Genomic DNA, 12,451 nt, shown 5'->3' with positions numbered 1-12,451 from the left:
GGCAACCGACGACGACGAGGGCCGGGCGCTGCTCAAGCAGCTGGGCTTCCCGTTCAAGGCCGTGGACGACGCCAAGGCACAGCGCGGCCAGAAGATCCAGTACAAGTCGAAGTCGGCCGCCAAGGCCGCTTTGAAGAGGAAGTGAGGCTGAGATGGCCAAGACTGCGCTGAAGGTCAAGCAGGCCCGCAAGCCGAAGTTCAAGGTGCGCGCCTACACCCGATGCCAGCGCTGCGGACGTCCGAAGTCGGTTTACCGTGCTTTCGGTCTGTGCCGCATCTGCCTGCGCGAGCTCGCCCATGCCGGCGCGCTGCCGGGTGTGACCAAGTCTTCCTGGTGAGCTACTCACCGATCCAATCCTGACGCGGCAGGTCCCCCTACCCGGGGGAAACCGCTGCGAGAAAGAGGCTAATAAGCCATGACGATGACCGACCCGATCGCAGACATGCTGACGCGTCTGCGCAATGCGAATCAGGCCTACCACGATTCGACGACGATGCCCCACTCGAAGATCAAGGCCGGTATTGCCGAGATCCTCAGGCAAGAGGGTTACATCGAGTCCTTCAAGGTGACCGAGCCGGGCGAAGGTGAGGTTGGCAAGTCGCTGACCGTCACGCTCAAGTACGGCGAGGATCGCACCCGCTCGCTCGCGGGGCTGCGCCGCATCAGCAAGCCCGGTCTGCGGGTCTATGCAAAGTCGAACAACCTGCCCAAGGTTCTGGGTGGCATGGGAATCGCGATTATCTCGACTTCCCAGGGCCTGATGACCGATAAGCAGGCACACCAGAAGTCGGTTGGCGGGGAAGTCCTCGCCTACGTCTGGTGACCGGACGAGGAACGCGAAGGAGGAACTGAGATGTCACGAATTGGCAAGCTCCCGATTACCGTCCCGTCCGGTGTCGAGGTGACCATTGATGGTCGCGATGTGCAGGTGCAGGGCCCGAAGGGCGCTTTGAGCCGCACCATCTCCGCACCCATCACTATTGAGAAGAACGACGAAGGCCAGCTTGTGGTGGCTCGTCCGGACGATGAGCGCAACTCGCGCGCATTGCACGGATTGACTCGCACCCTGGTGAACAACATGGTCATCGGTGTCACCGATGGCTATTCGCGGACGTTGGAGATCGTCGGCGTCGGCTACCGCGTGATCCAGAAGACCCCGGCTCAGGTCGAATTCGCCCTGGGCTTCAGCCATCCGGTGATCGTCGATGCCCCCGAGGGCATCACCTTCGAGGTCGAGACCCCGCAGCGGATGGTCGTCCGCGGGATCGACAAGCAGGTCGTCGGCGAGGTGGCCGCGAACATCCGCAAGATTCGCAAGCCCGAGCCGTACAAGGGCAAAGGCGTGCGCTACAAGGATGAGCACGTGCGCCGCAAGGCTGGAAAGGCTGGTAAGTGATCATGGCTATCTCGCTGCGTACGAGCAAGCATCAGGCCGCCAAGTCGGCTGCTCGCGAACGCCGGGCTACCCGCGGCCGCAAGAAGATCTTTGGCTACCCCGAGCGTCCGCGCCTGGTGGTCACCAAGAGCGCCCGTCACACCCTGGTTCAGATCGTGGACGACGTCGCCGGCGCAACGCTGGCGTCCGCGTCCACGATGGAACCGGAGCTGCGTGTGCTGGCCGGTGACAAGTCGGCCAAGGCCGCCAAGGTGGGTGAGCTGATCGCTCAGCGTGCCAAGGATGCCGGTGTCACGCAGGTCGTCTTCGACCGTGCAGGCAACAAATATCACGGCCGGATTGCAGTGCTGGCGGATGCCGCCCGCGAAGCTGGCCTCGGTCTGTAGAGACACGACGAAAGGTAGATGAGCGATGAGTGAAACCCAGCGCGGCACTGGCCGCCAGGGCCAACGTCGTGGCCGTGATGATCGTCGTGGCCGTGACCAGAACGAGCGTGACAAGAAGGACCAGTACCTCGAGCGGGTAGTGTCCATCAACCGCGTCGCCAAGGTCGTCCAGGGTGGACGTCGCTTCAGCTTCACCGCGCTGGTCGTGGTCGGCGATGGCGAGGGCACCGTGGGTGTCGGCTACGGCAAGGCCAAGGAGGTGCCCGCAGCGATCGCCAAGGGCGTCGAAGAGGCCAAGAAGCACTTCTTCAAGGTGCCCATGGTGCAGCGCACCATCCCGCATCCGGTCATCGGTGAGCGCGCCGCCGGCGTGGTCATGCTGCGTCCGGCATCGCCGGGTACCGGTGTGATCGCTGGTGGCTCGGCTCGCGCGGTGCTGGAATGCGCAGGCATCCAGGATGTGCTGGCCAAGTCTCTCGGCTCGGCCAACTCGATCAACGTGGTGCATGCGACCGTTGCGGCTCTCCAGCAGTTGGAGGAGCCGGAGCAGATCGCCAGGCGCCGCGGCAAGTCGGTCGAGGAGGTCGCCCCGGCGGCCCTCCTCAGGGCGCGCAAGGAGGCTGCGAATGCCTGAGCTGAAGGTGACCCAGGTCAAGTCCGGCATCGGTGAGAAGCCGGCTGCGCGCAAGACCCTGCGCGCGCTGGGTCTGCACAAGATCGGCGACCAGGTCAAGCACGCTGATCGTCCCGAGATCCGCGGGATGGCCAATGCCGTGCGGCACCTGGTCACAGTAGAAGAGGTGAACTGACGATGGCGCTGAAGGTACATCACCTGCGCCCGGCGCCCGGCGCCCACACCGACGCCAAGCGCGTCGGCCGTGGCGAGGGCGGCAAGGGTGGCAAGACTGCCGGCCGCGGCACCAAGGGCAGTGGCGCGCGGAAGAACGTCCCCGAGAACTTCGAGGGCGGCCAGATGCCGCTGCACATGCGCATCCCGAAGGCGCGTGGCTTCCAGAACCCGTTCCGGGTGAGCTACCAGGTCGTGAACGTTTCACGGCTCGGTGAGCTCTTCCCCTCCGGCGGCGCGGTGAGCGTGGACGACCTGGTTGCGGCGGGCGCGGTGCGCTCGGGCAAGCTGGTCAAGGTGCTCGGCAACGGCGAGGTCAGCGTCAAGATCGACGTGACCGCGGACGCCTTCTCGGCGTCGGCCAAGCAGAAGATCGAGGCCGCCGGAGGTAGCGTCACCGAGCGGTGACCTGCTTGCGTCGAACCTGAGATCCGCCGTGACGGGCGATCCCTTCGGGGGTCGCCCGTTGTTGCCTGCCCATCGAGGCGCCGGGGTGTTCGCGCGTGCGGACTCGTGGGGTCAGGGGAAGCCGACTGCGCGGAGACAACCGTGATCTGATCCGAGTAGGGATAACGGAGCCGGCTTGGTAGGCTACAAGAGTTTGCGTGCCCTGTGCGCTTGATGCACCCGTCCACACGCTGATCCACCATCGAGTCAATGAAAGAGGGAACCGGATGGTCTCCGCCTTCCTCAATGCGTTCCGGACGCCGGATTTGCGCAAGAAGATCCTGTTCACGCTGGGCATCGTGGTGCTCCTGCGGCTGGGTTCGACGATTCCGACGCCGAACGTGAACGCGAGCGCGATTCGCGCCTGCGCGACTGATGCCACCAGCGGCGAGTCCGCCGGGGTCTACTCGATGATCAACATGTTCTCGGGCGGCGCGCTGCTGCACCTGTCGATCTTCGCGCTCGGTGTGATGCCCTACATCACGAGTTCGATCGTGCTGCAGTTGCTGACGGTCGTCATTCCGCGCCTGGAGACCCTGAAGAAAGAGGGCGGCTCGGGCCAGCAGAAGATCACCCAGTACACCCGCTGGCTGACGATCGTGCTGGCCGTGCTGCAGGCGACCTCGTTCACCATGCTCGCGGTCAACGGCAACCTGTTCACCACCTGCTCGCGTGACATCGTCTATTCCAACGGCGTCTTCCCGATCATCGTGATGATTCTGACGATGACGGCAGGCACCTCGATCATCATGTGGTTCGGTGAACTGATCACCGACCGCGGTGTCGGCAACGGCATGTCCGTCATCATCTTCACGCAGATCGCCGCCCGCTTCCCGGCGTCCATGTGGGGTATTCGCAATGGCCAACCCGACCCCAACCGCGGCCTGCTTGTCATGCTGCTGGTGATCGCCGTCGGTCTGCTCGTGATGGCCGGCGTTGTCTTCGTCGAGCAAGCGCAGCGCCGGATCCCGGTGCAGTACGCGAAGCGGATGGTCGGCAACCGATTGCTGGGCGGCTCGTCCACGTATATCCCGTTGAAGGTCAACCAGGCCGGCGTCATTCCCGTCATCTTCGCCAGCTCGATCCTCTACCTGCCGGTGCTGTTCACGATGTTCTCGTCGACAGGCAAGGTGGCGGAGTGGATCTCCACGAACCTGGCCACCGGTACGGGACTGTGGTACAACATGGTCTTCTTCGTCCTGATCGTCTTCTTCGCTTACTTCTACGTCTCGATCACGTTCAACCCGGTTGAGATCAGCGACAACATGAAGAAGTACGGCGGCTTCATCCCGGGCATTCGTGCTGGCAAGCCGACCGAGGACTACCTGAGTTATGTACTCTCGCGTTTGACCGCACCGGGCGCGCTTTACCTTGGTATCATCTCGCTCATCCCATCGGTGGCGATCCTGCTGTTCAATGCTGATCAGAACTTCCCGTTCGGCGGGACAAGCCTCCTCATCATGGTGGGTGTTGGCCTCGACACTGTGAAGCAGATCGAGAGTCAGCTGCATCAGCGACACTACGAAGGGTTCCTCAAATGAGATTGATCATCATGGGGGCCCCGGGTGCAGGCAAAGGCACCCAGGCCCCCGGCATCGCCGCGCACTACGGCATCCCCGCCATCTCGACTGGCGACATCTTTCGCTCGAACGTGAAGCAGAAGACCGAGCTAGGACTTCAGGTGGAGGCCATCATGGCGGCGGGCGACTACGTCCCCGATGAATTGACCGAGCAGATCGTCGCCGATCGTCTCGACCAGGACGATGCCGCTCCCGGTTTCCTGCTCGATGGCTTCCCGCGTACCCTGCATCAGGTTGCCGCACTGGACGACTACCTGGCCGCGCACGACCACCAGTTGGACGCGGTGCTGTCGTTGACCGTCGACTCCGAGGCATTGATTCAACGGCTGCTGAAGCGTGCTCAGCTTGAGGGGCGCGCCGACGATACCGAGGAGACCATCCGGCACCGCATGGAGGTCTACGAACGCGACACCGAACCACTGCTCGATCACTACCGTGACCGGGGGCTCCTGGTCGAGGTCGACGGCGACGGCCAGGTTGCCGAGGTCGCCGAGCGAGCTGTCGCCGCACTCGACGGGGTAGCTGGCGCATAGTGGGCCAGCGAGGCATCGAGGTCAAGACCACCGAGCAGATCCAGGCAATGCGAAAGGCCGGTCTGGTGGTGGCCGAGGCTCTCATTGCGATGGGGGAGGCGGTGCGGGCCGGCGTCCGTACCGCGGACCTCGATGCAGTCGCACGTACGGTGCTGGCCGACAACGGCGCGGTCAGCTCGTTTCTGAACTACGGAGCCCAGTGGGGCATCGCGCCTTATCCGGCAACCGTCTGCATCTCGGTCAACGAGGTCGTCGTGCACGGCATCCCCGGTGACCGGGTGCTGGCCGATGGCGATATCGTCTCGGTCGACTTCGGCGCGATCGTCGACGGCTGGCACGGGGATGCCGCCCGCACGTTCATCGTCGGCGGCCGCACTGACCCCGAGGCGGCCGATCTGGTCGAGATCACCCGCAAGGCAATGTGGGACGGTGTCGCCGCGGTCGCAACAGCCAAGCGGGTCGGCGACATCAGTGGGGCCATTCAGGCGTCGGCAGATCATTGCGGACGACGCGTCGGCATCGTCCGCGAATACACCGGGCACGGCATCGGTTCTGCGATGCATCAGAACCCGGACGTGCCGAATTTTGGCTATGCGCGCCGAGGCCCTCGGCTGAGCGCCGGGATGTGCCTGGCCATCGAACCCATCTTCACTCTCGGCTCGCCGGGCACCGTCGAACTGGACGACGAATGGACTGCGGTAACCGACGACGGATCGTGGGCGGCGCACTGGGAGAACACGGTCGCGATCACCCAGGACGGCATCTGGGTGCTGACCGAACTCGACGGCGGACGTGCCGAACTCGCCGCCCGCGGCGTGGTGATCGACGAGCTCGGCTGAGCCGCGCCCTGCCGAACCGGGTCCCCGTCGGGTTCCGCGTGCCTCCCAGCTGGATCGTGTAGCTGCAGGGCTCAGGACGGGCCCCAGCGCTACACAATCCGGGTGATAGAGAAAAGCGGAGCCCCCGACCCGATCAGGAGGCGAAGACGCCCAGCAGCGGGTTCCACTGTGTGACCGTGAACGACTCGAGCACGTTGTTCAGCGACATCGGGTCCTGGGCGATCAGGGCGCGTACCTGGTCGGCGTCGTCGGCAGAGAAGACCAGCAGCGCCGAATCGCGCTGGACCCCGACGTAGGGGCCGGATGCCTTGAGCGTGCCCGCCTCGACCAGCGTGCGGAGATAGCTGCGGTGGTCGGGACGCACCCGGGCAACCAGTTCGGCGTCATTGCTGTAAACGTATTGCACTGCGAAATAGGCCATGGGCATAAGCCTAGGGGAGCCGTAGGTTCTCGCTTACGCAAGGCGCAGCACGCGATTCGCCAGAGCGTGCTCGCGTCCGGCTACAGCGTCCCGATTTGGGTCAATGCGGGCGCGAAGAGTAGCATGGGTCGTCGGTCATTGGGTTCATTGTGTCTTCAGCACAGTGCGCCGGGTGACGTGCGTCCAACATGCAGAGAGCAGGAGTGAATGGCGAAGAAAGAGGGAGCACTCGAACTCGAGGGAAGTGTGGTCGAGGCCTTGCCCAACGCGATGTTCCGCGTTGAGCTCGACAACGGGCACAAGGTACTTGCCACGATCAGCGGCAAGATGCGTCAGCACTACATCCGGATCCTTCCGCAGGACCGCGTCGTGGTCGAGTTGTCTCCGTACGATCTGACCCGCGGACGTATCGTCTACCGCCACAAATAACAAGGAGAAGCTCGAATGAAGGTTCAGCCGAGCGTCAAGAGGATCTGCGACAACTGCAAGGTGATTCGTCGCCGTGGTGTCGTCCGGGTTATTTGCACCAACCCGCGACACAAGCAGCGTCAGGGCTGATCCGACGCGCACGACCACAACTGAATATCTCAGCAACGTGAGCGCAACCTGACTCTTCGCGAGTTCAGAACTCACCCCCGGACGAAGGCCGGGGACCCAGACCCGGAGAACTCATCCGGCAAGGCGATCTGGGAACGCCTCACGCCACACACCTTCGCGTCGATCGCTTCGTATCGCGGTGGACGAATGAATCGAAAGGTAACCGCCACATGGCACGCCTCCAAGGAGTCGATCTTCCGCGCGAGAAGCGTCTGGAAATCGCACTCACCTACATCTACGGCATTGGTAAGACCCGTGCCGCCGAAACCCTGGCAGCCACTGGGATCAGTGGTGACATCCGCGTGAAGGACCTGACCGACGATCAGCTCGTCGCTCTGCGTGACTTCATGGACGCGAACTACGAGGTCGAAGGCGACCTGCGGCGCTCGGTTGCCGCGGACATCCGCCGCAAGATCGAGATCGGCACCTACCAGGGCCGCCGTCATCGCAGCGGGCTCCCCGTCCGCGGCCAGCGCACCCGCACCAACGCCCGAACCCGCAAGGGCAAGAAGAAGGCCGTTGCGGGCAAGAAGAAGGCTCGCTGAGCGGGTTAAGCCCTCACCCAGACATCTGCCAAGGAGAACAACAGACTTATGGCTACTGCAGGCCGGAAGGGCGCCGCTGCCAAGACGAAGGTGCGGCGCAAGGAAAAGAAGAATGTGGTTGCCGGACAGGCCCACATCAAGAGCACGTTCAACAACACCATCATCACCATCACCGACGCCAATGGCGCGGTCATCGCGTGGGCCAGCTCGGGCACCGTGGGCTTCAAGGGTTCGCGTAAGTCGACCCCGTTCGCTGCCCAGATGGCGGCCGAGGCCGCTGGCCGTCGCGCGATGGAGCATGGCATGAAGCGTGTTGACGTTTTCGTCAAGGGTCCCGGCTCGGGACGCGAGACTGCGATTCGTTCGCTCGGTGGAATCGGGCTCGAGGTGGGCACCATTTCGGATGTCACCCCGATGCCGCACAACGGCTGCCGCCCGCCGAAGCGCCGTCGCGTCTAGTCAACCCGAGCCTTAGAAAGGACTTAACACATCATGGCCCGTTATACCGGACCCATCACCAAGAAGTCCCGTCGCCTCGGGACCGACCTTGTCGGCAACGACAAGGCGTTCGAGCATCGTCCCTACCCGCCGGGCCAGCATGGCCGCGGACGCACCAAGGACTCCGAGTACCTGCTCCAGCTCAAGGAGAAGCAGAAGGCTCGTTACGCCTACGGTGTGCTGGAGAAGCAGTTCCGCCGCTACTACGCCGAAGCCGACCGGCTACCCGGCAAGACCGGCACCACGCTGCTGCAGATCCTCGAGTCGCGTCTCGACAACGTCGTGTACCGTGCTGGTTTCGCGTCGACCCGCCGTCAGGCACGCCAGATGGTCAGCCATGGCCACTTCCTGGTCAACGGCAAGCGCGTCACCATCCCGAGCTACCGGGTGACTGCCCTTGACATCATCGACGTCGCTCCGAAGTCGCTGAACATGACCCCATTCGTCATCGCCCGCGAGACCTGGGGCGAGCGCGACATTCCGGGTTGGTTGACAGTCAAGCCGAACCGCATGCGGATCCTGGTGCACCAGTTGCCCACCCGCGAGCAGATCGTGATCGACGTCAACGAGCAGGCGATCGTCGAACTCTATTCGAAGTAAGTACTGCAAACGGGGCGCGGAACCGTTCCGCGCCCCACTGATCGCGTCGTCATATAGCGGGCGGCGCGGGAAGGACACCTTATGCTCATCGCACAGCGCCCGACCCTTGTCGAAGAGGTCGTCGCCGACAATCGTTCACGGTTCGTGATCGAGCCGCTGGAGCCGGGTTTCGGTTACACGCTGGGCAACTCGCTGCGCCGGACTCTGCTGTCGTCCATTCCGGGCGCGGCGGTGACCAGCATCAAGATCGAGGGCAACCAGCACGAGTTCAGCACGGTGCCCGGCGTGGTCGAAGACGTCACCGAGATCATCTTGAACCTCAAGGGTCTGGTGCTCACCAGCGACAACGACGAGCCCGTCGCCATGTACCTGCGCAAGTCGGGTGCCGGCGCCGTGACCGCCGCCGACATCGCCGCTCCCGCCGGTGTCGAGGTGCTCAACCCTGAGCTGCACATCGCCGAACTGAACGAGAAGGGCGCCATCGAGATGGAGCTCATCGTCGAGCGTGGCCGCGGCTACGTTTCGGCCGCTCAGAACGACAACCCGGATGCAGAGATCGGCCGCATCGCAGTCGATTCGATCTACTCGCCGGTCACCAAGGTGACCTACAAGGTCGAGGCCACTCGCGTCGAGACCCGCACCGACTTCGATCGTCTGATCATCGACGTCGAGACGAAGCCCGCCATCACCCCGCGTGATGCCGTCGCCAGCGCAGGCAGGACCCTGGTCGAGCTCTTCGGTCTGGCGCGCGAGCTGAACGTCGAGGCCGAGGGCATCGAGATCGGCCCGAGCCCGATAGACGAGCAGCTCGCCGCTGATATGCAGTTGCCGGTCGAGGACCTCAACCTCACCGTCCGTTCGTACAACTGCCTCAAGCGCGAGGGCATCCACACCGTGGGTGAGTTGGTCGGACGCAGCGAGCAGGATCTGCTCGACATCCGCAACTTCGGCTCGAAGTCGATTGACGAGGTCAAGCAGAAGCTGGCCGAACTCGGCCTGGCCCTCAAGGACAGCGCCCCCGGCTTCGATCCGCTGGCCGCCGCCGATCAGTTCGCCGACGCCGATGGCGACGAGGACGACGAGTTCATCGAGACCGAGCAGTACTGATCCGTCACTAACCACCTGGAGAACCAATAATGCCCAAGCCAACCAAGGGCCCCCGCCTCGGCGGCAGCCCTGCCCACGAGCGGATCATCCTGGCCAACCTGGCCAGCCAGCTGTTTGAGCACGGCCGCATCACCACCACCGAGACCCGCGCGCGTCGTATGCAGCCGCTGGCCGAGAAGCTGATCAGTAAGGCCAAGCGAGGCGACCTGCACAACCGTCGGATCGTCCGCCAGACGATCACCAGTGCGGATGTGCTGCACACGCTGTTCGCCGAGATCGCCCCGATGATGGAGGGCCGCGACGGCGGGTTCACCCGCATCACAAAGATCGGTCCCCGTAAGGGTGACAACGCTCCGATGGCTGTCATTCAGCTGGTGACCGAGCCTGTCGGGTCAAAGAAGGCCGCTCCGGCGGCCGCTGAGGTGGCCGCTGCCATCAATGAGGCTGCCATCGTCGAGGCGCCCGAGGAAGGCCTCGTTGAGGCCGTCCAGACCGCCGCAGATGACGTCGAGGCGGACGCGGCCGACGAGGCCGCTGCCGAGCAGACGGCCGACGAGGACAAGACTGAGTCCTGATCGTCGGTCATTGAACGCCGAGACCGGCGGTACCCGAGTGGGTGCCGCCGGTTTCGTCTTTTCCTCTCCCGGCCCCGGCTCAACTCGTACACTCAGTAGGTCGTCTGCTTGAGGAGGCCCGAATGGCTAGGCTGCGTATCGCCCAGCTCGCCAACTTCGTCAGCGAGACCTCGGGCGGTATGAAGGTTGCCATCGATCGACTGGGCAGCGGCTACCTGGCGGCTGGCGCCGAGCGGATGCTGATCATCCCCGGCCGCCGTGACAAGATCAGCGAGACCGAGATGGGCGTGGTCGCCGAAGTCCGTGCCCCCAGGCTCTCATCGACCTACCGGATGATCGCGGAGCCCTGGCGCGCCTTCGACGTACTGAGACGCTTCAGGCCGACCTCGGTGGAGAGCTCCGACAAATGGACGCTGTCGGGGGTCGGAGGATGGGCCGCCCGGCACTCGGTCGGTTCTGTGCTGTTCAGCCATGAGCGTTTGGACGACATGGCAGCCGGCTGGTCGCGTTCGCGACGACTCGTCCGGCCCCTAGTGGCGGCGATGAACAGGCGATTGGCCACCGGATTCGACATCGTCGTGGTGACCTCGGACTACTCAGCCGGCGAATGGAGCGGCCTGAGCGCGGACCTGCGCAAGGTGCCGCTCGGTGTCGACCTCGAGACCTTCAACCCGGACAAGGGAGCACCTGACCCCGGTCCCGGCCCGTTGCAGCTGTGCTATGTCGGTCGGATGTCTCATGAGAAGCATCCGCAGCTGGGCGTCGCGGCGGCCGCGGAACTGCATCGCAGGGGCGTCGGGTTCGAGTTGCACATGTACGGCACAGGCCCCGACCTGAAGTCGCTGCGCGCTCAGGCGGGACGAGCACCCGTCCAATTCCACGGCTTCGTTGCCGGACGAGACGATGTCGCGCGTCGGTTGGCGGCGTCCGATATCTCGCTGTCGGTGAGCCCGACCGAAACCTTCGGACTGGCGGTACTGGAGGCGCTGGCTTGCGGGACGCCGGTGGTCACCGCGGACCGTGGCGGTGCACGCGAGCTCATCACATCGCGCTGCGGCGAATGGGGCAGCCCGGATGCGTGCGGTATTGCCGACGCTATTGAGCTGTTGGCGGACAGACTATCGCCGCAGGTGCGTACCGCGGCCCGTTCCCATGCAGCTGAATACGACTGGCAGACGCCGGTATCGCGGATGATGGAGATACACGAGCAAGCGGCGGAGAAAGGCAGGCGAGCACGATGAAATCCAAGGGCGCATGTTGGTTGGCCGGCTTGGTAGTGGCCTCGGCTTTGGGATTTGCGCCGGTGGTGGCGCGAGCGCCGAAGCCGGCGATGAACCTGCCGCGTGATGTCCGCGACCTCCACGAGGCACTGGCCGACTGCCTCGAGTCCAGGCTGGATGGCTGGGAGTTGGTGGACTATACGACCAGGCTGGTCAACGACAAGTTCACCCGCTATTCGATCTGGCACCTCTGGGAGAACTCCGGGCAGGCATTCAAGAACAGCCGCGGGTTCTCCGAGCAGTACAACCTGGCGCTGGCTCGTATCCTGTCAGGACTCGGCTTCAACGTGCAGGCCGTGCACGCCGGGCATGTGCGTTTCGATCCCGAGCGTCCGGGCACCTCGACCTGGCGCAACGGGCACACCTGGGTGCGGGTCAGCTATCAGGGAGACACCCGAGATGTCTGTGCCTCCCGGGCAGGGCATCGTGCCGGACGAGTGAGCTTCACCGCGCTGAGCGACGTCAGACCAGTGCGTATCTGGACCGGGGCAGTGATCCGGCTCGGCTTCGCCGGCCCGCTGTGCTTTGAGGTCTGGAAGTCGTGGCTTTCGGGGCATCCCGTGCCCCGCTGGGTCTTCCGCGGCTTCCACGACCGCGGCTGAATGCTCTGTTCGGTAGCCGCTGCCGATAGTCACAGCGGCTACCGAGATGCCGCGGTTTTTCGGTAGCCGCTGTTGTCTTCGGTAGCTGCTGTGCCCCAGTGGTCCGCCCGAGCCGAGTGGTCTGAGCAGGGTCCTAAGCCAGTGCGGGGCCGGGCGGAGGGATCTCCGCTCGGCCCCGCACTTCGGAGGGTCCTTTG

General features: G+C 64.3%; 20 protein-coding genes. 19 read left to right on the top strand and 1 reads right to left on the bottom strand.

Features of this window, described 5'->3' with window-relative positions; all coding sequences use genetic code 11:
• The first annotated feature begins 152 nt into the window (after nt 1–152).
• From AAFP05_RS12765 to map, 10 genes are all read left to right on the top strand, one after another.
• Entirely contained in the window at nt 153–338 is a 186-nt protein-coding gene (locus AAFP05_RS12765; protein WP_286026051.1) for a type Z 30S ribosomal protein S14, read from the top strand.
• Between the two features lie 78 nt (nt 339–416).
• The gene (gene rpsH, locus AAFP05_RS12760; RefSeq protein ID WP_341730252.1) at nt 417–824 is read left to right on the top strand and encodes a 30S ribosomal protein S8; all 408 of its coding nucleotides are present in this window, start codon (nt 417–419) and stop codon (nt 822–824) included.
• Nucleotides 825–854: 30 nt separating this feature from the next.
• Complete coding sequence (rplF, locus tag AAFP05_RS12755; protein ID WP_341730251.1) at nt 855–1,397, top strand: 50S ribosomal protein L6; 543 nt, start codon at nt 855–857, stop codon at nt 1,395–1,397.
• 2 nt (nt 1,398–1,399) lie between these two features.
• Nucleotides 1,400–1,783 carry a 50S ribosomal protein L18 gene (gene rplR / locus AAFP05_RS12750; RefSeq protein ID WP_341730250.1) on the top strand — a complete coding sequence of 128 codons (384 nt, stop codon included), beginning with the start codon at nt 1,400–1,402 and terminating at the stop codon, nt 1,781–1,783.
• Nucleotides 1,784–1,808: 25 nt separating this feature from the next.
• Nucleotides 1,809–2,417 (top strand): 30S ribosomal protein S5, encoded by a 609-nt coding sequence (gene rpsE / locus AAFP05_RS12745; protein ID WP_341730249.1) that lies wholly within the window; start codon nt 1,809–1,811, stop codon nt 2,415–2,417.
• On the top strand, nt 2,410–2,592 hold the full coding sequence (gene rpmD, locus AAFP05_RS12740; RefSeq protein ID WP_341730248.1) for a 50S ribosomal protein L30: 183 nt from the start codon (nt 2,410–2,412) through the stop codon (nt 2,590–2,592). Before rpsE ends, rpmD begins: the two co-directional genes overlap by 8 nt.
• A 2-nt stretch (nt 2,593–2,594) precedes the next feature.
• Nucleotides 2,595–3,038: a 50S ribosomal protein L15 gene (gene rplO, locus AAFP05_RS12735; protein ID WP_341730247.1), complete on the top strand. Its 444-nt coding sequence runs from the start codon at nt 2,595–2,597 to the stop codon at nt 3,036–3,038.
• 266 nt (nt 3,039–3,304) lie between these two features.
• Nucleotides 3,305–4,618 carry a preprotein translocase subunit SecY gene (gene secY / locus AAFP05_RS12730; RefSeq protein WP_341730246.1) on the top strand — a complete coding sequence of 438 codons (1,314 nt, stop codon included), beginning with the start codon at nt 3,305–3,307 and terminating at the stop codon, nt 4,616–4,618.
• Nucleotides 4,615–5,190 carry an adenylate kinase gene (locus tag AAFP05_RS12725; protein ID WP_341730245.1) on the top strand — a complete coding sequence of 192 codons (576 nt, stop codon included), beginning with the start codon at nt 4,615–4,617 and terminating at the stop codon, nt 5,188–5,190. The genes secY and AAFP05_RS12725 overlap by 4 nt, the downstream gene beginning before the upstream one ends.
• Nucleotides 5,187–6,029 carry a type I methionyl aminopeptidase gene (map, locus tag AAFP05_RS12720; protein WP_341730254.1) on the top strand — a complete coding sequence of 281 codons (843 nt, stop codon included), beginning with the start codon at nt 5,187–5,189 and terminating at the stop codon, nt 6,027–6,029. The genes AAFP05_RS12725 and map overlap by 4 nt, the downstream gene beginning before the upstream one ends.
• Before the next feature lie 133 nt (nt 6,030–6,162).
• Here map and AAFP05_RS12715 read toward each other — a convergent pair whose 3' ends face one another.
• Complete coding sequence (locus AAFP05_RS12715) at nt 6,163–6,450, bottom strand: YciI family protein (protein ID WP_341730244.1); 288 nt, start codon at nt 6,448–6,450, stop codon at nt 6,163–6,165.
• Nucleotides 6,451–6,657: 207 nt separating this feature from the next.
• Here AAFP05_RS12715 and infA point away from each other — a divergent pair, with 207 nt between their 5' ends.
• From infA to AAFP05_RS12670, 9 genes are all read left to right on the top strand, one after another.
• Nucleotides 6,658–6,879 (top strand): translation initiation factor IF-1, encoded by a 222-nt coding sequence (gene infA / locus AAFP05_RS12710; protein WP_341730243.1) that lies wholly within the window; start codon nt 6,658–6,660, stop codon nt 6,877–6,879.
• A 15-nt stretch (nt 6,880–6,894) separates the two neighbouring features.
• Nucleotides 6,895–7,008 (top strand): 50S ribosomal protein L36, encoded by a 114-nt coding sequence (rpmJ, locus tag AAFP05_RS12705; RefSeq protein ID WP_286026074.1) that lies wholly within the window; start codon nt 6,895–6,897, stop codon nt 7,006–7,008.
• 209 nt (nt 7,009–7,217) lie between these two features.
• On the top strand, nt 7,218–7,592 hold the full coding sequence (gene rpsM, locus AAFP05_RS12700) for a 30S ribosomal protein S13 (protein WP_341730242.1): 375 nt from the start codon (nt 7,218–7,220) through the stop codon (nt 7,590–7,592).
• A gap of 48 nt (nt 7,593–7,640) precedes the next feature.
• Nucleotides 7,641–8,051, top strand: a complete 411-nt coding sequence (gene rpsK / locus AAFP05_RS12695) for a 30S ribosomal protein S11 (protein ID WP_341730241.1) — start codon at nt 7,641–7,643, stop codon at nt 8,049–8,051.
• 33 nt (nt 8,052–8,084) lie between these two features.
• Nucleotides 8,085–8,690 carry a 30S ribosomal protein S4 gene (rpsD, locus tag AAFP05_RS12690; RefSeq protein ID WP_341730240.1) on the top strand — a complete coding sequence of 202 codons (606 nt, stop codon included), beginning with the start codon at nt 8,085–8,087 and terminating at the stop codon, nt 8,688–8,690.
• Nucleotides 8,691–8,771: 81 nt separating this feature from the next.
• On the top strand, nt 8,772–9,797 hold the full coding sequence (locus AAFP05_RS12685) for a DNA-directed RNA polymerase subunit alpha (protein ID WP_341730239.1): 1,026 nt from the start codon (nt 8,772–8,774) through the stop codon (nt 9,795–9,797).
• Between the two features lie 29 nt (nt 9,798–9,826).
• The gene (gene rplQ, locus AAFP05_RS12680) at nt 9,827–10,372 is read left to right on the top strand and encodes a 50S ribosomal protein L17 (RefSeq protein ID WP_341730238.1); all 546 of its coding nucleotides are present in this window, start codon (nt 9,827–9,829) and stop codon (nt 10,370–10,372) included.
• Between the two features lie 122 nt (nt 10,373–10,494).
• Complete coding sequence (locus AAFP05_RS12675) at nt 10,495–11,613, top strand: glycosyltransferase (RefSeq protein WP_341730237.1); 1,119 nt, start codon at nt 10,495–10,497, stop codon at nt 11,611–11,613.
• Entirely contained in the window at nt 11,610–12,254 is a 645-nt protein-coding gene (locus tag AAFP05_RS12670) for a hypothetical protein (RefSeq protein ID WP_341730236.1), read from the top strand. Before AAFP05_RS12675 ends, AAFP05_RS12670 begins: the two co-directional genes overlap by 4 nt.
• Nucleotides 12,255–12,451: the final 197 nt, after the last annotated feature.

Origin of the sequence: Brooklawnia sp., from assembly GCF_032229645.1 — a bacterium.
GTDB lineage: Bacteria > Actinomycetota > Actinomycetes > Propionibacteriales > Propionibacteriaceae > Brooklawnia.
The sequence above is the reverse complement of the archived record's forward strand: the minus strand, read 5'-3'. Positions and strand labels throughout refer to the sequence as shown.